The organism is Bacillus sp. AFS001701 (assembly GCF_002559405.1).
In the GTDB taxonomy this organism is placed as follows: Bacteria; Bacillota; Bacilli; order Bacillales; family Bacillaceae_G; genus Gottfriedia.
Window position 1 is genome coordinate 19,834 of record NZ_NTZO01000027.1, and the last position, 21,834, is coordinate 41,667.

A 21,834-nucleotide genomic window follows, 5' to 3' on the forward strand; every position below is an offset into this window, starting at 1 on the left:
TTTTCGTGTTTACACATTTTTACTTAAAACTTCACTTTTTTCTGTAAAAAATAACTTCATAAGAGGTGGAGTTACAATTGTCGTGATTAGTACCACAATAACAAGGATGGCAAACATTTCATTACTTAAAAGATTATTTGCTAAACCTGTTGATGCCATAATCAATGCAACTTCCCCACGAGATACCATTGCTGAGCCAATTCCGAGTGAATTTTTAGTTGGAAATCCCGCCAGTTTTGCTCCTAATGCTCCACCAATTAGTTTCGTTAAAATAGCGATAATACTTATCATAATAATAGTCGGAACCGAATGACTTAACCCCGTAAATTGAACTGATACACCTATTAAAGTGAAAAACACAGGTACAAATACAGAGTAAGCAATCGTTTCGACCTTTTCAAAAACTTCTTGTTTAAACTTAGTAACAGATATCGAAATTCCTGCGATATAAGCTCCAATTATAGCAGCAATACCTGTTTGGTCTGCAAAGGCTGAGAATAAGAAGCAAACGATTAAAGCAGCAGAGATTAATGTTTCTGAAACGTTTAGTTTAATAAACTTTTTCAGGAACCAAGGTACAATCTTCCAACCAATTAATATGGCAAATGTAAAAAATATAAACTTTTTAAATAAAAGAATTGGTAAACTAACGTCGCTACCACTGAAACTCATAACAAATGCTAATGCTATGATGACAACAATATCATCAATTACGGCAGCTCCTAAAATTGTTGCCCCATCTTTTGTTTTAAGTTTACCCATTTCTTTTAATGTAGCCACAGAAATACTTACGCTAGTTGCAGAAAGAATTAGCCCTAAAAAAATAGCTTCAAATTGGTTTAAGTTTATGGAAATTCCATAAAGATAACCTGATAATAATGGGAATAGTATTCCGAGTATCCCTACATAAGAAGAAGCTTTCCCAGTTCGTTTAAATTCATTAAGATCAGTTTCTAAACCAGCAATAAACATAAGTAAAATGACGCCAATTTCGCTCATTTCATGTAATGTTTCTGTTTCAGTAATGACTCCAAGAACAGCTGGACCTAGTATGATCCCTACTAATAGCTTTCCTAAAACTGCAGGCTGACCAAGCTTTGTACTTAAATCCCCAAAAACTTTAGAGGCAATCAATATAATCGCAAGTTGCATATAAAGCATAAATTCATCTCCCGTCTGAACGCATAAAAAAAGAACCTGCCACGATTGGGTAAGTAAATTACATACTTATCCCAATCGTGACAGGCTCCTCCGAACAATGCATTAAATTTAATCTAAGTATAAACTAAAATTGAATAAGAAAACAAGTTTAAGAGATAAAATAGTAACAAAATAAATAGAAACTTAGTTTAATAGAATTAATAAAATAAGCGAAACAAAATAAGCAAAATGAAGGAGTATAAACGAAATGGCGCTTTTAATTTTTCGAAAAAACAACATATATTTAAGTACAAAAGAGTGTACATAAATTAAAATCATACTCCCAAAGAAACCATAAAAATACCCATAAATTACCCAAAGGGTCATCTGATTGACCTGTGAAGATTCTGTATGAAATCCTCTATATAATGAAACAAGGTAAAAAATTGACCAGTAATTGATAAAGGCAATTAATCCAATTAATAATAAGATCCAATTCGAATTCCGTAAAATGAACTGAAAAACATTACGAAGTATTTTATTCAAATTGTTTAGGTTTGTAGTCAACTCTTCACACCCCTAGAGTTGGTTTATCTAAATCAACTACGAATTGGTTATATCTTTACATAATATTCAATTGATTCCATGAATACGCCGTAATTAGATATTATTAATATTTTTTTGTGAATTTTTATAGGTCGATAAAATTACTAGATATTCTTAATAAAAAACTTGATCGTCTGTTTATAACTTCATTAGAAACAAGTAATTTAAACAAAAAAGAGGCCCAATAAGTACAAAGACTTAAGGGGCGCTCTTGTTAATTTAATTTTTAGTTGGTTCAATTTGAGTAAATATATCTCGATGAACTCTTTTCATTTCTTCAAAAAACTGCTCACGTTTAATATTATTATTATCTAATATTTCTTTAAATGAATTTGTTTTACCTTTTTGAGCGATGATATTTTCCAAAGGTTTATTTGAAAGTTTTGATACAACTGCAATAAATATTAATTGCTTCATTTTCATTTTATGTTGCTCAACAGATTTATTTATATTAGCTTCAGGTTGGTTTAAGTAATTGGAAATATACTTAACAACTTCTTTTTTGTGGTTTTCTAACATTTTATTTGCTTTTTTGTTATGGTGATGATGATGTCTATGATGCTCACCATCATCTGTTGTTGCATCGTGATCATGATGTGGATGGACATAATAATTTGCTGACGCGATGTTTTCGGCATTTACTGTAATTGTACTAAGTGTAAAAAGACTAACTACTGCACCTGCAAAAATAGCTTTTTTCATTTTGAAAACCTTCTTTCTTATTTTGATTTTTTTATCTTTACCAATTTTCCAAGAAAAATTTACCATTAATGAATTTTTAATGAATTTTTAAGGTATTTATAAAGAAGAGGTCAAAATGGAATTCTATAATTGTACTTTTGAGAATTTGAGGGGAAAATAAAAAAACTGTCTGAATTAGACAGTTTTTTCTTAAGCCCTTTTTTCAATTGCTAATATAAAAGGAGGATTATTTGCTTGATTAATAAATCGATAAGTTAGTACATGTGCCAAGTCTTGTGGGATGTTTTGAGCAAAGTTCATTAATGCATCTTTTTCAATTTCTCCGCCTTCATGACCATGATAAATAACAACTACAATAATCCCTTCTGGTGCCATCATTTCGAGTATTTGTTCTATTGCTGAAATAGTAGACTCGGGTACTGTTACAACTGATTTATCGCTACCAGGTAAATAACCAAGATTAAAAATTGCACCTTTTAATTTCTTGTGTAATGAAGCTGGGATTACTTTTTTTACTTCTGCATGACTTCTTTGAAAAAGTGTAACTTGATTGCTTAAATTTTCATTATTTATTCTTTCAGTCGTCTTTTGAATAGCTAGTTCTTGGATATCAAATCCGTAAACATGTCCAGTTTCACCAATCAATTTTGCTAAAAATACTGTATCATGACCATTACCTATAGTGGCATCAATGGTAATATCGCCTTCTTTAACAGTTGATTGGAGAAGCTTTCTAGCGTACGGTAAAATGCGATCTAGAATCATGTTAATTGTGCTCGATTATTTGCATATTTACCTTGCCAGCTATTTCTACGTTCAAACTCACGATCAATTGCATTTAGTACTTCCCATTTTTTTAAGCTCCACATTGGTCCGATTAATAAGTCAGGTGGACCGTCTCCAGTAATACGATGAACGATTACATCACTTGGAATAATTTCAAGCTGATCAACGACTAAGTTAATATAAGCATCAAAATCCATGAATTCAACTAGTCCTTTTTCATATTGCTTCATCATTGCAGTACCTTTTAATAGGTGAAGTAAGTGAATTTTAATTCCTTGGATATCAAGTTTAGCAACCTCCATTGCTGTTTCCATCATCATTTCTGGAGTTTCTAGAGGTAACCCGTTAATAATATGTGAACAAATACGGATGTTGTGCTTTCTTAATTTTTCTACGCCTTCTACGTAAGTTTTATAATCGTGGGCACGATTAATAATATTTGCAGTTTTTTCGTGAACAGTTTGTAATCCTAATTCAACCCATAAATAAGTTCGTTTATTTAAATCTGCAAGATATTCAACAACATCATCTGGTAAACAATCTGGTCTTGTTGCGATTGATAAACCTACAACGCCTTCTTGCTCTAATATTGGTTCGAACTTTTGTTTTAATACTTCTACTGGTGCGTGAGTATTTGTATAAGCTTGGAAATAGCCTAAGTATTTTCCGTTTTGCCATTTCTCATGCATTTTATCTTTTATTTTATGAAATTGAGTTACAACATCTTCAGCTCGATCACCTGCAAAGTCGCCCGAACCAGATGCGCTACAAAAAGTACAACCTCCAAACGCAACTGTACCATCTCTATTTGGACAATCAAATCCAGCGTCAATTGAAACTTTAAAAACTTTTTCGCCAAATTGTTGTCTTAAATGATAATTCCATGAGTGATATCTTTTATGATCTATTGTATATGGAAAAGGATTGTTTTTTGTCATTCCTCATCCCTCCCTTAATTTAAGTCAATATTATCGATTTTATCATGCTCTAAAAAGAAAACCAAATGGAAAAACCTTTCTTATTTGTAAAGAAATAATTGTACTCTGATTGAAAGGTTCGGAAATACTATCCTTGAGGTAACCTACATATCGGATACTTCATTAAAGTCTCAAAGGGGGTATTTTCTTGGGAATAACAGATCGCAATTTCGGACAAGAACAAGTACAACAAGCGAAACAAGCCTATGATTATGCAGTGCAACAATTAGAAATTGGCATGCGACAAGAGCATTTTAACGGAATTGAGTATTCAGAAGCACAGTCAGGGCTTGAGCAAGCAATTATGCAGTTAGAAAAAGTTGAAAACCTTGCAAATTTAGAAAATAGAGATGAATTTAATCGTTTACGTAGACAATTAACACAGCTACAACATCAAATGATTATTACTCCGCACTAAAGGAGACTAGAATATGCAAGAATACGTTCAAGAATATGCGATCCTTGGGAGGAAACCAAAAATGGTTAAAAAGAAATCAAAAAGTAGTAATCCAGAACAAACAACAAAGAATAAAACGAAAACAGAATTCTCAGGTGAACTTTCAGCAGTAGATCAAGTCAAAATGAATAACGCTAAAAAAGGACAACCACAGAGATCAAAGCAGGGGTAAGGCAGAAAAAGGGAATAGAGAGTAAAAGAAGAGGAAGGTATGCCTTCCTTTTTTCTTTTTATTTTGGTAATTTTAGGGATTATATGGTACTTTTCTAATACCTTCTAGGTTTTTTGTCCTTCTTATCTATCGCCACTTAATGCGTGCCTCTTGAAACTAGGAAGATTCTCCTCTACAATTAATGAGTTAACGAGATAAAAATAGATAAAAAGGGACAGCTTTGAGGGGAGTACGGGATGCCAAAAAAACTATGGTTTTTGTTAATCGGTATGATTTTAAATGTAACAGGTAATTCTTTCTTATGGCCATTCAATACAGTATACATCCATATTTATTTAGGAAAGTCCTTGTCTGTTGCGGGGCTTATTTTAATGTTTAATTCATTGGCCGGTGTATTTGGTAATATGCTGGGGGGCTGGCTTTTTGATAAATTTGGGGGATATAGGTCAATCCTTACTGGTATTAGTATTACGTTTTTGTCAATATTAGGTTTGGTTATTAATCATTCTTGGACATATTACAGTTGTTTCTTCGTAATCTTAGGGTTTGGTGTTGGTATTGTATTTCCATCAATGTATGCGATGGTTGGAGCGGCATGGCCAGAGGGTGGTCGTAAAGCTTTTAATGCAATTTATGTAGCTCAAAATCTTGGTGTGGCGATTGGTACGGCTTTAGGTGGAGTAGTTGCATCCGCAAATATTAATTATATTTTCTCCGCTAATTTGCTATTATATATTATTTTCTTCTTAGTAGCTTTATTTGGATTTAAAGATATTGGTGAACCTAAGCAATTAAAAGAAACTCATGTAGAAAAAGCAGAGAAACAAAAATTTTCATTTACTCCTTCAATGAAGGCTCTGATGATTGTTTGTGTTGCGTATGTTTTATGTTGGTTAGTTTATGTTCAATGGCAAACTACGATTGCTTCAGAAATGCAAAATCTACACATTGGATTAAAAAAATATAGTCTGTTATGGACTGTAAATGGTGCGCTTATTGTCTTAGCTCAACCAATCGTATCAACTGCAATACGTAAACTTGAGTTAAGTATGAGAAAGCAAATGTTGTTTGGAATTGGATTCTTTATCGCTTCGACAATTCTTGTGAGCACTGCCGATCATTTCTCAATGTTTATGACGGGTATGATCATTTTAACGATTGGTGAAATGTTCGTCTGGCCTGCAGTACCAACTATTGCAAATATGCTTGCTCCAAAAGATCGTATAGGAATGTATCAAGGGATTGTAAATAGTGCAGCGACGGTTGGAAGAATGCTTGGACCTGTTATTGGAGGGGCACTTGTTGATACTTTTAATATCAGGGTATTATTTATTATATTAGTTGTCTTTTTAGTAATAAGCATGGTCTTCTCTGTGCTTTATGAAAGATTAGCAAAAAAAGTAGTAAAAGCTGATAATCAAACTTTTGCTTCTTAAAAATAGGCAATGTATAATTGACCTTTTTCTTTGGTTATAATAAAATGGTATAAATTAAATCTAAATGATCGGCAATGATTGGGAATAGTAGTGAATATGAAGAGGTTTAGAGAGTTGACGGTTGGTGAAAGTCAATCCATTCTATTCATGAACTCGCCCATAAGCCACATTTGTGAACGGTTTTTACCTAGTAATAAATGTCGTGTTCCACGTTACGGAAACAAGTGAATGTATTTTTACATTAATTTGGGTGGTACCGCGGGAAATCCTCTCGTCCCTTTTGGGATGGGAGGATTTTTTTATTTGTAGACCGCTAGGGCCACAGCCGAGCCATTTATACATGAAAAAAGGAGGCAATAATATGAGTTTTAATCATGGTTCTATTGAACAGAAATGGCAGAAGTATTGGTTAGAAAATAAAACGTTTAAAACAACTGACGATACAAGCAAGCCGAAATTTTATGCACTTGATATGTTCCCTTATCCATCTGGAGCGGGATTACATGTAGGTCATCCAGAAGGGTACACAGCAACTGATATCCTTTCAAGAATGAAAAGAATGCAAGGCTATAATGTACTTCATCCAATGGGGTGGGATGCATTTGGTCTACCAGCAGAACAATATGCATTAGATACAGGTAATGATCCAGCTGAGTTTACTGAAAAAAATATTAATACTTTCCGTAATCAAATTCAGGCACTAGGATTTTCATATGATTGGGATCGTGAAATTAATACAACTGATCCTAATTATTACAAATGGACTCAATGGATTTTCCTAAGAATGGTTGAAAAAGGATTAGCTTATGTAGATGAAATCCCAGTTAACTGGTGCCCAGCTCTTGGTACAGTTTTAGCTAATGAAGAAGTAATCAATGGAAAAAGTGAGCGCGGAGGACATCCAGTAGAGCGTCGTCCAATGAAGCAATGGATCTTAAAAATCACAGCTTACGCTGATCGATTATTAGAAGATCTAGAAGAATTAGATTGGCCAGAAAGCTTAAAAGAAATGCAACGTAACTGGATTGGCCGTTCTGAAGGTGCTGAAGTTTACTTTAATGTTGATGGATTCGATGAGAAAGTAACAGTATTTACAACACGTCCTGATACATTATTCGGTGCAACTTATGTAGTATTAGCTCCAGAACATGATTTAGTTAACCAAATTACAACAGCTGATCAAAAAGATGCTGTCGAAGCATACATCGATTCAGTTAAATCGAAAAGTGATCTAGAGAGAACTGATTTAGCGAAGGATAAAACAGGTGTTTTCACAGGAGCATATGCAATTAACCCTGTAAATAACGAAAAGCTTCCAATTTGGATTGCGGATTATGTACTTGCAAGCTATGGAACTGGTGCAGTTATGGCAGTACCAGGACATGATGAGCGCGATCACGAATTTGCAGTTAAATTTAAATTACCAATCGTTGAAGTTGTTGAAGGTGGAGACGTTCAAAAAGAAGCTTACGCTGGAGATGGCAAACATGTTAACTCTGATTTCTTAAACGGTTTAAATAAACAAGAAGCTCTTGAAAAAATAATTGATTGGTTAGATTCTTCAAAAGCAGGTGAGAAAAAAGTTACGTATCGTCTACGTGATTGGTTATTCTCTCGTCAAAGATATTGGGGAGAGCCAATTCCAGTAATTTTCTGGGAAGATGGTACTATGACAGTTGTTCCTGATGAGGAATTACCATTAATTCTTCCGAAAACAGAAGATATTCGCCCAAGTGGTACTGGTGAGTCACCATTAGCGAATATTTCTGATTGGGTTAATGTAGTTGATCCAGTAACAGGTAAAAAAGGAAGACGTGAAACAAATACAATGCCACAATGGGGCGGAAGCTGCTGGTATTATTTACGTTATATTGATCCAAATAATAGCGAAGCAATCGCAGATACTGAATTACTAAAGCATTGGTTACCAGTTGATGTATATATTGGAGGAGCAGAGCATGCAGTTCTTCACTTACTATACGCTCGTTTTTGGCATAAATTCCTTTATGATTTAGGTGTAGTTCCTACAAAAGAGCCATTCCAAAAGCTATTCAACCAAGGGATGATCTTAGGGGAAAATAATGAAAAAATGTCTAAGTCTAAAGGAAACGTTGTAAATCCTGATGATATCGTTGCTAGTCACGGTGCTGATACATTACGTTTATATGAAATGTTCATGGGTCCATTAGATGCATCAATCGCTTGGTCAGAAAATGGATTAGATGGTTCTCGTCGCTTCTTAGACCGAGTATGGCGTTTATTTGTTACTGATAATGAAGAGCTTTCAGATAAAATTGTAGAAGGAGTTACTTCTAGCAGTCTAGAAAAAACATATCACCAAACAGTAAAGAAAGTAACAGAGGACTTTGAAGGATTACGCTTTAACACTGCAATTTCACAAATGATGGTGTTTATTAACGAAGCATATAAAGCTGATCAATTACCAAAAGAAATGGTTGAAGGTTTTGTAAAATTAATAGCACCAGTTGCTCCTCATATCGGTGAAGAACTTTGGAGTAAGTTAGGTCATAGTGATTCAATTGCATATGCTACATGGCCAGCTTACGATGAAGCTAAGCTAGTAGAAGACGAAATTGAAATCGTAGTACAAATTAATGGTAAAGTAAAAGCGAAATTACTTGTTGCAAAAGATGCTTCTCGTGAGCAAATGGAGCAAATTGCATTATCAGATGATGCAGTTAAGGAACAAGTTGAAGGTAAAACTGTTCGAAAAATCATTGCTGTACCAGGTAAATTAGTAAATATCGTTGCGAACTAAATAGTTAATTCGAAAAAACCTCTTTTGAGGTTTTTTTCTTTGTTTATTTCTTGTTTTTGCTTTTCTACTAACTCATCCTCCCCCTCTAAGGTGGATAGAATTAAACTTACATTTTGCATAGAAAATAATTAGTTGTTAAGATGTTGCTATAAAGAAAGGATGAGCAATGATGAATACGATTTCTGCAAATGAAGTTAAAGAGCGTTTAGAATCAGGAGAAACGCTATTTTTAGTAGATGTACGAGAGGACTATGAGGTTGAGTATGGGAAAATTCCTGAAGCAGTTCATATTCCAATGGGACAAATTCCGAGCAAATTAGATGTTTTTAATAAAGAATTTGAATACATTTTTATTTGTAAGGCAGGCGTTCGTAGTGAGAATGTTTGTGAGTATTTAAATGAGCTAGGCTATAAGGCGATCAACATGGAAGGTGGAATGATGGCCTGGGAAGGCGAGATCAAATAAAAAAATTTATCTGTATCGATATTTTGTCTACCTACTGAAATCCAACATTTTTGTTGGATTTTTTATTTAATTGGTTTAATTTAGGCTAATGTTTTTTGGCATAAGGAATATTAAGCACGTGAGTTGTGACATATATTAAAGTAGAACCTCATATATTTTTTCATTGAGGTCTTTGCTTGTTAGAAAGGAGGGGGTTGATTTGCCTAAAACATTAAAAATTGATATTACCGATAAAATAATTGGTAAATTTAAAGATGGGCATATGGAGTTGTATTCTTCAAAGTATTTAATTGGAAAGTTTTACTTTAAAGACTTAAAACAATCTTTCCAATTGGCAGATGGGTATGTTGAAGAGGATGGACGATTCTATTTATTAGTGAACTTGCAACACGAACAATCGAACGCTCGCCTTTGACCTTAAATTAGGGACGGTGGATTTGTGCCAAAGAAAAATATAATAAGCGAAAAGCATAAGTTAAAACTAGAAAATCAGTTTGATTGTTTTTCGAATACAACTAAGGCAATAAGTTTGGGGAATAACAGTTTAACTTTTATAAAGTTTCTTAAGAATCAATCCTTATGCTTTTCCATATGTAAACATTATAGGACCTAGCGAAACAATGTATTCGTTCGGTCCTTTGTTTATTTCTTAAAAATTTGTTTGAGAATATTCCGCAGCTGATCCTCCTGCTAATCTGCCAGTTACCAATGCAGCGGTTATGTTATAGCCACCAGTGTAACCGTGAATATCTAATATTTCTCCACAAAAATAAAGACCATTCATGATTTTAGATGACATTTCTTTTGGATGAACTTCCTTTGTTGAGACGCCCCCACCTGTAACGAATGCTTTTTCAATTGAAAGAGTTCCGTTTACTACAAATGAAAAACCTTTAAATAATTGGACAAGCTCTCTTAATTTCATCGTAGCAATTTCATTACAAGGAGTTGCCTCATCAATACCACATTTTGAAAGCAAAAATAGTAAATATCTTTCAGGTACATAACCTTTAAGAACGTTCTTAATCGCTTTTTTTGGTTCTTCTTTTAAAATTCTGTTTACGTCTTGAAATAGTGATTCCTCGTTTTGCTCTGGGAAACAATCAATCGCCATTGATACATTCTTTGTTTTAAACTTTTGTTGTACTTTATATACAAATTGGCTACAACGTAGTGCGGCAGGGCCCGAAATTCCAAAATGAGTAAAGAGCATGTCCATTTTATGGGCTATCACTTTTTTGCCTTTTGGATTTAATACACTTAATTCAATGTCTCTTAAAGCAAGGCCTTGTAATGATTTGGTTTGAATAAAATCTTCACTTGAAGTAATTGGTACTTCTGTAGGAAAGAGTTCAGTTATTGTATGACCAGCTTTTTTTGCCCATGCATATCCGTCACCTGTCGAACCTGTGTGTGGAACAGATTTACCTCCTACCGCAAGGACAACACTTTTTGAGTGAATGACTGTTCGATCATCTAATATGATTCCTACTACTTTACCATCTTCATAGAGTACGTCTTTAACAGTTCTATTGGTCTGAATATCTACATGATGTTTTTTTAGTTTTTGCATTAATGCATTTAATACTGATTTTGAGTCATTTGATACAGGAAACATTCTCCCGTGATCCTCTTCTTTTAATGCGACTCCCATGTTTTCAAAAAACTGTATGATATCCTCGTTATTATAGATAGAGAATGCGCTATATAAAAATCGGCCATTTCCAGGTATATGTTTAATAACTTCCTCTATAGGTAAGCGATTTGTTACATTACAACGACCACCACCTGATATAAGAAGTTTTTGTCCTAATTTAGTTCCTTTTTCAAGTAAAAGTACTTTAGCTTTGTTTTCAGCAGCGCTAATTGCAGCCATCAGACCAGAAGTTCCGCCACCAATTACAATCACGTCATAAACCATTATTTCACTACTTTCGTTACAAATTTCTTTTAGTAAGTTTACCATTATTTCAAGTAAGCTCCAACTTCTTATCATTTTTTAATTTTTTCTTTTTAGATGATATGGTAAGATAGATTAGTTAGTTTGATCGAGAATTGGTAGGAGGCAGTTTATGTCAGATTCAAAATTGCTACGAGGTACCTTCATATTAACTGCTGGTACATTTTTAATAAAATTTCTAGGAATGATTTATACATTCCCTTTTTATGCTTTAGTTGGTTCAAAAGGGTCTGCATTATATAATTATGGTTACGTTCCATATACATTGTTCATCAGCATAGCTACTGCAGGTGTTCCGTTAGCTGTAGCGAAGTTCGTTTCAAAGTACAATGCTATTGAAGAATATGAAACAAGTAGAAGGCTTTTTCATGCAAGTCAGCTACTCTTAATATGTACAGGTATTTTTTCGTTTTTAACGTTATATATCATTGCACCTTATATCGCACCTCTTATGATACCTAAGGATACAAAAGGTAATAGTGTAGAGGATGTAGTTTCAGTTATGCGAATAGTAAGTACTGCTTTAATATTAGTACCTTCTCAAAGTTTGTATAGAGGTTTTTTTCAGGGGCATCAATCAACAGGCCCAACTACTGTTTCACAGCTAATTGAACAAATTGTACGTATTGTATTTACATTAGTTGGAAGTTATATCATTCTAAAAGTTATGGGTGGAACAATTACTCAAGCAGTAGGGTTATCGACGTTTGCAGCTACAATTGGTGCTGTAGGAGGTATTTTAAACTTACTATGGTATTGGAGAAAGCGAAAAGTTCATTTAGATGAACTTCTTCCAAAATCAAAAGGATTAATCTATCCTACTAAATTAGAAATGTTCAAAGAATTATTTTCTTATTCAATTCCATATGTGTTTGTCGGACTTGCTATCCCGTTATATCAATTAGTGGATCAGTTTACTTACAATAGAGCAATGGAAGCAATTGGATTAAAAGATATTGCAGAAAATACTTATGTAATGTTTTCATACACAAGTCACAAGCTAGTAATGATTCCAGTTTCATTAGCAACGGCATTTGGTTTAACACTTGTTCCGGCTATAACTGAAGCATTTGTAAATAAAAATCATAAAAAGCTACAAAGTCAAATTACCCAAACCTACCAGGTTGTATTTTTCTTAACACTTCCTGCTGTTGTAGGTATTTCAGTTTTGGCTGAACCGATTTATAGTGCTTTTTATCAAAAAAGTACACTTGGTGGAAGTATACTAGGTTTTTATGCTCCAGTAGCTTTATTGTATTCACTTTTCACAGTAAATGTAGCAATCTTACAAGGTTTAGATAAACAAAAATATGCGATTATTGGTTTAATAGGTGGAGTAATATTAAAAATTATATTAAATGTACCATTAATTCATTTATTCAAAACATATGGCGCGGTATCAGCGACCGCATTAGGCTATTTATTTTCAATCGTATACAATTTCTATTATATTCGTAAAAATGCGCAGTTCTCTTTCAATAAAGTGTTTAGAAGGATCATCTTTATGATAATCTTATCTGGCCTAATGGCCGGAGCGGTTTATGCTGTAGAATACTTATTAGGATTCTGGTGGACTTATAAAGATGGACGAATGATTTCAATGTTCCTTGTCATCATTGGAGCAATTGTAGGGGCTATTGTTTATTTAGGTGTTGCATACAAATTAAACTTATTTGAAATTATTTTAGGCGCTCGTTTAAAGAATCGTTTTAAGTTTGGAAAAAGAGGATAAAAATATATGGTGAACCTTCTTTTGTAGTGGTTCACCTTTTTTTACACATAAAGAATGTAAAAATTGACAGCGGAGAAGAAAAACGACGTAGTAGCTGATTTCAGGAATTAAGTATAAATGCACTACGCCTTTGACTTCGCTAAAAAAACTCGCTAATCTGCGAGTTTTCTTAAACTTTTATTTAGAAAGAAAAGGTGCTAATTAATGAGAATTGATAAAATTTTAGCCAATATGGGATATGGCAGTAGAAAAGAAGTAAAATCTCTACTAAAACAAGGTGTTGTAAAAGTTGGAGATAATATAGTAAAAAGCCCGAAAGAGCATGTTGATATTGAACAGCAAGTTGTAACAGTTAATGGTGAAGTAGTAGAGTATAAAGAGTTTGTTTATTTAATGATGAACAAACCACCAGGTGTTATCTCTGCTACAGAAGATTCTGAGCATGAAACTGTAATCGGATTATTAGAATATGAAGATATCATTTTCGAACCATTTCCAGTTGGACGTTTAGATAAAGATACGGAAGGATTGTTATTAATAACGAATGATGGTCATTTAGCACATCAATTACTTTCTCCTAAAAAACACGTACCAAAGAAGTATTATGCAACGATTGATGGAGTAGTAACTGAATCTGACATTAAAGCATTTGAAAAAGGCGTAACACTTGAGGATGGTTATTTAACGAAACCTGGTTATTTAACAATTCTTAAATCCGGTGAAGAATCTGAGATCGAACTAGTTATTATGGAAGGTAAATTCCATCAAGTTAAAAGAATGTTTGAAGCAGTAGGAAAGAAAGTTACTTACTTAAAAAGACTAGAGATGGGTCCTTTAAAGTTAGATGAAGATTTAGAGTTAGGTGAATATCGAGAATTGACTGATGAAGAGATTGACCTATTAAAGTCGGTTAACGAAGAGAAATAAAGTGTTACTTATAAATAGGTTAAAATAAATCAAAATGTAAATATAAAGTTTAATCGGATCCTTTAATAGAGAGCCAAAAGAAAAACAAAAACCCTTGATTAGACGTCAGACAAGACAATCATAGGTTTTTGTTTTCTTTTTTTTACGAAGAAGCTTTTACTTTTTTCCCTGTTACGGCCCATTTTCCCCTACTTGGACTATAAACTAGATTATTAAACTCTAAAATGTTTAAATCTCGTTGGATTGTTCTAGGTGTAATACCAAACTCCTCCACTAGGTCTTTTGTAGAAACGGTGCCATTTTCACTAATGTACATGTAAATGGCTTTAATTCGAGTCAGCATTCGAGAAGTTCCAGAATTCAAAAAACCACTCCTTTACCTACCGCATTGTTTCATAACAGGTTAGTTAAGTATTTTACTAGTTAAGCTTATATTTTCATTTTACTCTTTTTCAGTAGTTTCATAACGAAATTTATGAAAAAAATACAAAAATTTAATGAAAATTTGCGCAAACGTAATCATTTTGCAAGTTTAAGGTAATATATTCTACAAAGAGTGTCATATTCCTTCTTTTTTCGTTCCATTTATGAATAAATTATGTTTAAATTTTAAAAGATGATAAACTATTTATATTAAAGGAGGTATTTCTATGACACAAATTAATTGGATGGAAGAAGTTTTAAAACGTAAAGAAGATTATTTAAAGCAAACGATTGAACTTCTTAATATTGAAAGCGTTTATGATGAAGCGACAATTACAAAAGAAGCACCTATGGGTAAAGGTATTAATGAAGCACTTACATACATGTTAAATTTAGGTGAAAAAGACGGGTTTATTCCAAAAAATGTTGATGGATATGCTGGTCACTTAGAAATGGGAAGCGGCGAAGAACTAGTAGGAATTCTTTGTCACTTAGATGTTGTACCTGCTGGAGATGGCTGGTCTCATGATCCATTTGATGCAATTATTAAAGATGGCAATATATATGCACGAGGCGCAATTGATGATAAGGGTCCTACAATGGCAGCTTATTATGCAATGAAGATTGTTAAAGAATTAGGCTTACCAATTAATAAGCGTGTACGTATGATTCTTGGAACAGATGAAGAAAGCCAATGGCGTTGTGTTGATCACTACTTTGAAAAAGAAGAAATGCCAACAATGGGCTTTGCACCTGATGCAGATTTCCCAATTATTTACGCTGAAAAGGGTATTTTAGATATTAATTTCAAACAAATGCAGTTAAATGAAGATAACGAGAGTGAATATAAATTAGTTTCATTCTTTTCAGGTAGAAGAGTAAATATGGTACCTGATTATGCAAAAGCGATCGTTTCAGGACCAAGCTTTGATCAAGAAGCATTTACAAAACATATTAGTGAGCTAGGATGTAAAGCTCAAGTTTCTGAAGAAAATGGACACCAAGTTTTAGCAGTAGAAGGCGTTTCAGTACATGGAATGGAACCTGATAAAGGTAAGAATGCAGGTATTGCATTAGCAAGCTTCTTAAATCAATTTGAATTTAATGTTAATGCTGATCGATTCTTAAAGTTTATCGTTGAAAACTTCAAAGGTGACTCTCGTGGTAAAAACATGGGCGTTGCGTTTAATGATGATATTACTGGAGATTTAACTATTAATTTAGGAATTATGCAATACGAAGAAAATAATGGTGGCTCATTTGGTTTAACTTTACGTTATCCAGTAACAACTGATATTGACTTTGTTATTTCAACACTTACTGAACGTGGAAATAAATATAGCTTTGAATTTAATGAAATTAAAAATTCTAAGCCACACCATGTTCCAAAAGATCACCCATTAATTCAAACTTTACAAAAAGTATATGAAGAGCAAACGGGTGAGGAAGCAACATTGTTAACAATCGGTGGTGGCACATACGCACGTTCATTAAGTGCAGGTGTAGCTTTTGGACCATTATTCTTAGGAAAACCAGAAGTAGCTCACCAAAAAGACGAATATGCTGAAATTGATGATTTATTAAAAGCAATTGCAATTTATGCACAGTCGATTGCTGAATTGGTTAAGTAATTATAGTTTTAGACTGATTAAACGACTCGAATTTTTGAGACAATAAGGTTAAAGCGAGCGTTTTTCGTCAGTAAGGGGAGAAAATTTCCTCCCCTTTTTTATGTATTTTTTTTTAGGAGTTGAGAATAATTTTGAACACATTACAAGCACGTAAAAATAGCATCTTACTTATTTTTAAGGGCTATTATTTTTGTTTATTTTTTGCAATAGGATCGCTAGGACCTTTACTTTCTTCTTACTTTAAAAATGTGTTGGATTTATCAACTTCACAAATTGGGATATTAATGTCATTAACACCAATCGTTGCTATTTTTTCACAGCCTCTATGGGGAATGGTTAGTGACATGACGCTTAATCCTAAAAAAATGTTGCTTATAGCGCAAATCTCCACAATTGTAATTGCACTTTTCTATTCTTCAATCACTTCGTATGGCATGCTTTTATTTGTTGTCATCATGTTATCGATGACACAAAGTGCTTTAATTCCTCTTTCAGATAGTATTGCACTGAATTATGTCCAAAAAATTGGTGGGAATTACGGAGCTATTCGATTATATGGCTCAATTGGTTTTGCATTTGCTGTATTAGTTTCGGGAAGATTAGCTGAAGTTTTCGGTTTAGTCATTATATTTTTCGTATTTGCTTTTTGTATTCTAGTCGGCTTAGGTATTTCAATTTTTATTCCTAACGCTACGACAATTAGCAAAAGGGAACCAATCTTAAAAGGAGTCCCAATTTTGCTATCTAATAAAAGGTTTTTATTATTTTTAATTTGTGCCTTTTTAGTTTTTGGACCAATTAGTGCAAATAATACTTACTTCGGTTTATATATTCAATCTTTAGGTGGAACATTAACAGGTGTTGGTATTGCATTTCTAATTTCTGCAGGAAGTGAAGCACCATTTTTGCAAGTAGCAAAGAGATTAATTAATCGTTTTGGGATATATAATATATTAATTGCAACCGCTTTAGTATCGGCTTTAAGATGGTATTTTTATTTTACGAATCCTCCGATTTCGATTCTTTTTTTATCTTGTCTTACACAAGGACTATCGGTTGGATTATTTATTCCAGCAGCTCTCCAGTTTGTAAGAGATCAAGCACCAGATTCTTTAAAAGCAACGGCTGTTACAATTTATTCTGGTTTAGGCTTAGGGCTGGGAGAATGGTTCTGTACTTTCATAAGTGGATTTATATCAGAGGCATTTTCAATTAAAGCAATTTATATTTTATTTGGTTCTCTTAGTATAGTTGCAGTTGGAATCATGCAATACTTAAAAAAGGATTCTAACATAAAAGATAAAAAGGAGATTGCCTAATTTGAGTGAACATTATTTTCTTGCTGTTCCTTTGCCAATACAAATAAAAGAAATTTTAGATGATTATTCAAAAAGATGGTATTCAAAATTACCTTTAAAGAAATGGACTTTTAAAGATGATTTTCATATTACTTTATCATTTTTAGGTCCAGTTACATATACAAAAAGTGTAGAGCTTATGGATCAACTACAAAAAGAGCTTATCGATTTTAAAAGTTTTGATTTGTCGATTCACCAGTTAGGTATTTTTGGAAGTACAAGACAGCCACGTGTATGGTGGTTTGGTTTAAAGAATAGTGTTGAATTATTGGAGTTACAAAATAGAATTAGTAAGATATGTGAAGAAAGTGGTTTTTCAATTGATAAACGACCATATAATCCGCATATTACAATCGCGAAGAAATATAATGATAGGTTCGATAAAGAATTTGAAATCCCACTTAGTTGGGAAGAAGAACCTTTAAAGTTTAAAGTGAATGAAGTCATTTTATATAAGATTCAACCTTCTCAAAAACCAAGTTACCATATTGCTGAATCCATTTCATTAAAGTAAAAAATAATATTTAAAATCTTGAACAAATTGATGAAATATAAGAAATAATTGAAGAAACTAACGAATACTTTCAGAACAAGCATGAATGCGAAAGGTAACATCATGTTTGTTTTGAATCCATTTTAACTCTTTGTGAATATACTAATCATATCGATGTAATAAATTACAAAAATGCGTAGTTTTTATGTAAAAGTTTTAAATTTATAGTCTGGATGGTGAATAGCGTTGTTTCATATTAAAAGAGCTTTTGAAGCTTATATAGATGGATTTCAAGAAATAACAATGATTATTCCCAAATCGAACAAACATACAGTGCAGTCATATTTTGAACTAATTGAAGAGGATGGTCGGAAAACTAGGCTTCCTGTCGTATCTCGAATAGAGTTTGAGAGATTTTTTAAATATACTGTTTTAACTACTGAAGTCCTTTTGTTAGAAAAAAAGTATGAGATTGAAGATGAATTTGGTATTCGCACAGATTTACAAGTAGGTGGAGTTATTCGTTCGAAGGACTTTGATGCAAAATATGCCTATGATGGAGAAGATTTAGGTGCGATTTACACAAGTAAATCTACACAATTCAAACTATGGGCACCTACTGCTTCTAGGGTTAAGTTAAGAATATATCAAGAATACGGAGAAGAAGAAAAATTTACTGAAATGTCTATGGAACGGGATGGAAAAGGGACATGGAAAACAGTAATCAATCGTGATTGTGACGGATTAGTTTATAATTTTTTAGTATGTGTGAATCTGATTTGGCGAGAAGCGGTCGATCCTTATGCAAAAGCAGTTACTGTAAATGGTAAACATAGTGTCGTAATTGATTTATCGAAGAGTAGCAAAGTTAGTAAAGTAAATAGTGCACCACCAAGTAAGTATACTGATTGTATTATTTACGAAGCCAGTATTCGAGATTTTACTTCACATCCACTAAGTGGGATTCAAAAAAAGGGGTCTTTTCAAGGATTTCATGAAAAAGATACGATGTACAATGGTTTTTCAACAGGTATAGATTATATATGCAAGCTAGGAGTTACACATATTGAATTATTACCATTTTTTGATTTTGAAGGAATAGATGAAAATAACCCTTTCCAAAGCTATAATTGGGGCTACAATCCATTGAATTTCAATGCACCAGAAGGTAGTTATAGTTTAAAACCGGATGAACCAATTGAAAGAATAAATGAATTAAAGAAACTTATTTCAGTTTATCATGAGCATGGTTTACGAATTATTATGGATGTTGTTTACAATCATGTTTATGAATTACAAACTAGCCAATTCGAAAAAATTGTACCAGGATATTATTTTAGACAAGATGAACGTGGTTTACCATCGAATGGAACAGGAGTTGGGAATGACTTTGCATCTGAAAGAATGATGGCTAGACGATTTATTCTAAAATCAATAAAATATTGGACTAAAGAATATGACATCGATGGCTTTAGGTTTGATTTAATGGGAATATTGGATACGGATACAATGAATGAAATTGTAACTGAACTGACAAGCTTAAAACCAGAAATAATCATTTTTGGAGAAGGTTGGGATTTAAATACTTCATTAAGTCCATCTTCTCGAAAAGCAACAATAAACCAAAGTCATCAACTATCTATGGTTGGGTTTTTTAATGATAAATTTCGCGATGGAATAAAAGGAAGTACTTTTTCATTTCAAGAAATAGGGTTTATACAAGGCAATAATATTCATAATGATTACTTGGCCGATTTACTTTTAGGAAGCGTTGGGATTAATAAACAAGTAAATTTATTTAAAGAGCCATATCAATCGATCAATTATGTTGAATCACATGATAATCATACTATGTGGGACAGATTAAAGCTTTCCAATCAGAAAGAGAATGAGGAAATACTAAAGAAAAGGCATATACTTGGAACAAGTATTGTATTATTTTCGTTTGGTGTACCGTTTCTTCATAGTGGCCAGGAGTTTTTTCGAACAAAAAAGGGAATCGAAAACAGTTATAATTCAGGCGACACAATAAATAGTATTGATTGGGCAAAAGCAGAACGTGAAGCATCATCAATTCAAATAGTAAAAGAATTTATCGCAATTCGAAAGCGCTTTAATAGTTTTCGTTTTTCTTTAAAAGAAGAAATAGAAAAGTATGTAACGCCAGTCAATATTCATCGAGATCTAATTGGTTACCGAATTAGCGGGATAGAAGAAATCGATCAAGTTAAAGAGATAATGGTGTTATTTCATAATGGTCTAACTGATATTTATATTGATTTAGGAAATGAAGAAGACAATTGGGAATTTATATGGGACGGTCATAATCATTATGTTAATAAAGGGATGAAAGTGGATTGTAATAAATTACCAATGCCGTCGCTTTCGACTGTTGTATTAGTAAAATACTAGCAACTACTTGCAGATTCTAATTAAACAATGTAAACTTGTTAAAGATGGCTTATTACAGCTGATTGTAATAGGCTATCTTTCTTTTTGTAATAAAATATTTTAAATACAAACATATATAACAACAAGGAACGGAAGAACAATGGATAATCTTATAAAAGAAATACTCGGAAAAGAATGGACAATCTCGCCAGCCGGTGGATTTACTGGTGAAGCGTATATAGCAGAAAATAGTGATAAGAGATTATTTCTAAAACGAAATTCTTCTCCTTTTTTAGCAGTTTTATCAGCAGCTGGCTTTGTTCCAAAATTAGTTTGGACTAGAAGACTAGAAAATGGTGATGTACTTACTGCTCAAGAGTGGGTGATTGCACGTAGTTTAGAACCTGATGAGCTCTCTGCGAAAGGGGTTGCGCAATTTTTATATCGTATCCATTCCTCCAAAGAATTGTTATATATGTTAACGAAGCTAGGGATTAATCCTTTAGAACCTCAGGATTTACTACAAACAATCGTAGGTAATCTTACTGAAGAGTTTACACAAAGCCAGATCATTGTAAAAGGCATCGAATACCTAGAGGAAAATATGCCATCTTTTGATTCAGACGATTTAGTCGTTTGTCATAGTGATTTAAATCATCATAATTGGTTACTTACTGAGGCAAATAATTTATATTTAATCGATTGGGATGAAGCAATCATTGCTGATAAAGCATTTGATTTAGGCATGTTTTTATTCACCTATGTAGAACAGAGCGATTGGGACAAATGGCTTCGAAGCTATGGAATAAAATTAACTGAAGAACTATTAAATCGAATGACTTGGTATGTAGTCGCTCAAACAATCATTTGGATTAAATGGTATACTCTTCGTGAAAACGAAAAGCAGACTCAAAAAATGAAGAGCCTGCTAGAGAAGATATTAGATTAAATAAAAATTTCCTCGGAAATTGTCATATAGATTAAGAATAAGTATTGAAATCAGTCACCCATTGAGAGAGTTGATTTTGGTGGTTTGTAATGTGCTGATCTAAATCAGCAGAATACTTTCCAGACTGACTATAATAATAAACGTCATTTAACATGCTTTTTACATCATCTGTTATTTGGTCGTTCGTTAATAAGGATTGAACAAGTCTTTCTAATTGCTCACATTCTGATATAGTTCCACAACAGTCAGATTGGTGATTCATTAAAATATCTCGTAAAATTGTTAATTGATGTTCATGATTTAAAGGCATAAATTCACATCCTTTTTTTATTAAGTACACTTGAAATAGTTTGTGTTACAAGAAATGATTTTATACTATCCGTGAATAACCGAGTGCCACCGTGCTTGGTTTTTTCTTTGAGTAAATATAAATTGCAAAATCGAGAGGG

Annotated in this window: 20 protein-coding genes and 1 other annotated feature; of the genes, 13 read left to right on the plus strand and 7 right to left on the minus strand. The window is 33.0% G+C overall.

Translation table 11 applies throughout. The annotated features are described in order from the left end of the window. Window positions 1-9 precede the first annotated feature (9 nt). The 4 genes from CN514_RS02965 to mnmL form a co-directional block, all read right to left on the minus strand. On the minus strand, window positions 10-1,161 hold the full coding sequence (locus tag CN514_RS02965) for a cation:proton antiporter (RefSeq protein WP_098231317.1): 1,152 nt from the start codon (window positions 1,159-1,161) through the stop codon (window positions 10-12). A gap of 804 nt (window positions 1,162-1,965) precedes the next feature. Continuing rightward, a complete protein-coding gene (locus CN514_RS02970; protein WP_098231318.1) occupies window positions 1,966-2,448 on the minus strand; it encodes a hypothetical protein in 483 nt (160 codons plus the stop codon). Window positions 2,449-2,637: 189 nt separating this feature from the next. Then, complete coding sequence (mnmM, locus tag CN514_RS02975; protein ID WP_098231319.1) at window positions 2,638-3,213, minus strand: tRNA 5-(aminomethyl)-2-thiouridylate-methyltransferase MnmM; 576 nt, start codon at window positions 3,211-3,213, stop codon at window positions 2,638-2,640. Beyond that, the gene (gene mnmL / locus CN514_RS02980; RefSeq protein ID WP_098231320.1) at window positions 3,210-4,172 is read right to left on the minus strand and encodes a tRNA modification radical SAM protein MnmL/YtqA; all 963 of its coding nucleotides are present in this window, start codon (window positions 4,170-4,172) and stop codon (window positions 3,210-3,212) included. Before mnmL ends, mnmM begins: the two co-directional genes overlap by 4 nt. Window positions 4,173-4,365: 193 nt before the next feature. Here mnmL and CN514_RS02985 point away from each other — a divergent pair, with 193 nt between their 5' ends. The 6 genes from CN514_RS02985 (at window position 4,366) to CN514_RS03010 (ending at window position 9,936) form a co-directional block, all read left to right on the plus strand. After that, the gene (locus CN514_RS02985) at window positions 4,366-4,629 is read left to right on the plus strand and encodes a DUF2524 family protein (protein WP_098231357.1); all 264 of its coding nucleotides are present in this window, start codon (window positions 4,366-4,368) and stop codon (window positions 4,627-4,629) included. A 61-nt stretch (window positions 4,630-4,690) separates the two neighbouring features. Then, on the plus strand, window positions 4,691-4,840 hold the full coding sequence (locus tag CN514_RS02990) for a glycogen biosynthesis protein GlgD (protein WP_098231358.1): 150 nt from the start codon (window positions 4,691-4,693) through the stop codon (window positions 4,838-4,840). Window positions 4,841-5,076: 236 nt separating this feature from the next. After that, window positions 5,077-6,276: an MDR family MFS transporter gene (locus CN514_RS02995; RefSeq protein WP_098231321.1), complete on the plus strand. Its 1,200-nt coding sequence runs from the start codon at window positions 5,077-5,079 to the stop codon at window positions 6,274-6,276. Between the two features lie 65 nt (window positions 6,277-6,341). Then, window positions 6,342-6,558 (plus strand) — a binding site (T-box leader). A 79-nt stretch (window positions 6,559-6,637) separates the two neighbouring features. Beyond that, window positions 6,638-9,055: a leucine--tRNA ligase gene (gene leuS / locus CN514_RS03000; protein ID WP_098231322.1), complete on the plus strand. Its 2,418-nt coding sequence runs from the start codon at window positions 6,638-6,640 to the stop codon at window positions 9,053-9,055. A 166-nt stretch (window positions 9,056-9,221) separates the two neighbouring features. After that, window positions 9,222-9,521 (plus strand): rhodanese-like domain-containing protein, encoded by a 300-nt coding sequence (locus CN514_RS03005; protein ID WP_069034725.1) that lies wholly within the window; start codon window positions 9,222-9,224, stop codon window positions 9,519-9,521. Window positions 9,522-9,720: 199 nt separating this feature from the next. After that, a complete protein-coding gene (locus tag CN514_RS03010; RefSeq protein ID WP_069034724.1) occupies window positions 9,721-9,936 on the plus strand; it encodes a DUF2553 family protein in 216 nt (71 codons plus the stop codon). A gap of 234 nt (window positions 9,937-10,170) precedes the next feature. Here CN514_RS03010 and CN514_RS03015 read toward each other — a convergent pair whose 3' ends face one another. Further along, window positions 10,171-11,442, minus strand: a complete 1,272-nt coding sequence (locus CN514_RS03015; protein WP_098231359.1) for a BaiN/RdsA family NAD(P)/FAD-dependent oxidoreductase — start codon at window positions 11,440-11,442, stop codon at window positions 10,171-10,173. 151 nt (window positions 11,443-11,593) lie between these two features. On the opposite strand from CN514_RS03015, the gene CN514_RS03020 reads away from it, so the two are divergent. Both CN514_RS03020 and CN514_RS03025 read left to right on the plus strand, forming a co-directional pair. Further along, window positions 11,594-13,213: a putative polysaccharide biosynthesis protein gene (locus CN514_RS03020; protein WP_098231323.1), complete on the plus strand. Its 1,620-nt coding sequence runs from the start codon at window positions 11,594-11,596 to the stop codon at window positions 13,211-13,213. A gap of 204 nt (window positions 13,214-13,417) precedes the next feature. Further along, on the plus strand, window positions 13,418-14,140 hold the full coding sequence (locus CN514_RS03025) for a pseudouridine synthase (RefSeq protein WP_098231324.1): 723 nt from the start codon (window positions 13,418-13,420) through the stop codon (window positions 14,138-14,140). Window positions 14,141-14,282: 142 nt separating this feature from the next. On the opposite strand, the gene CN514_RS03030 is transcribed toward CN514_RS03025, so the two are convergent. Beyond that, entirely contained in the window at window positions 14,283-14,483 is a 201-nt protein-coding gene (locus CN514_RS03030) for a DeoR family transcriptional regulator (protein ID WP_056473526.1), read from the minus strand. 307 nt (window positions 14,484-14,790) lie between these two features. Between CN514_RS03030 and pepV the strand changes: the two genes are divergently transcribed. From pepV to CN514_RS03055, 5 genes are all read left to right on the plus strand, one after another. Beyond that, on the plus strand, window positions 14,791-16,194 hold the full coding sequence (gene pepV, locus CN514_RS03035) for a dipeptidase PepV (protein ID WP_098231325.1): 1,404 nt from the start codon (window positions 14,791-14,793) through the stop codon (window positions 16,192-16,194). A gap of 131 nt (window positions 16,195-16,325) precedes the next feature. Beyond that, the gene (locus tag CN514_RS03040; protein ID WP_176525771.1) at window positions 16,326-17,513 is read left to right on the plus strand and encodes an MFS transporter; all 1,188 of its coding nucleotides are present in this window, start codon (window positions 16,326-16,328) and stop codon (window positions 17,511-17,513) included. A gap of 1 nt (window position 17,514) precedes the next feature. Beyond that, complete coding sequence (gene thpR, locus CN514_RS03045; RefSeq protein WP_176525772.1) at window positions 17,515-18,066, plus strand: RNA 2',3'-cyclic phosphodiesterase; 552 nt, start codon at window positions 17,515-17,517, stop codon at window positions 18,064-18,066. A gap of 225 nt (window positions 18,067-18,291) precedes the next feature. Next, window positions 18,292-20,457: a type I pullulanase gene (gene pulA / locus CN514_RS03050; protein ID WP_098231328.1), complete on the plus strand. Its 2,166-nt coding sequence runs from the start codon at window positions 18,292-18,294 to the stop codon at window positions 20,455-20,457. Between the two features lie 139 nt (window positions 20,458-20,596). Further along, entirely contained in the window at window positions 20,597-21,385 is a 789-nt protein-coding gene (locus CN514_RS03055; protein ID WP_176525773.1) for a phosphotransferase family protein, read from the plus strand. A 31-nt stretch (window positions 21,386-21,416) separates the two neighbouring features. Here CN514_RS03055 and CN514_RS03060 read toward each other — a convergent pair whose 3' ends face one another. Then, window positions 21,417-21,695: a YtzH-like family protein gene (locus tag CN514_RS03060; protein WP_056473344.1), complete on the minus strand. Its 279-nt coding sequence runs from the start codon at window positions 21,693-21,695 to the stop codon at window positions 21,417-21,419. Between the last annotated feature and the right edge of the window lie 139 nt (window positions 21,696-21,834).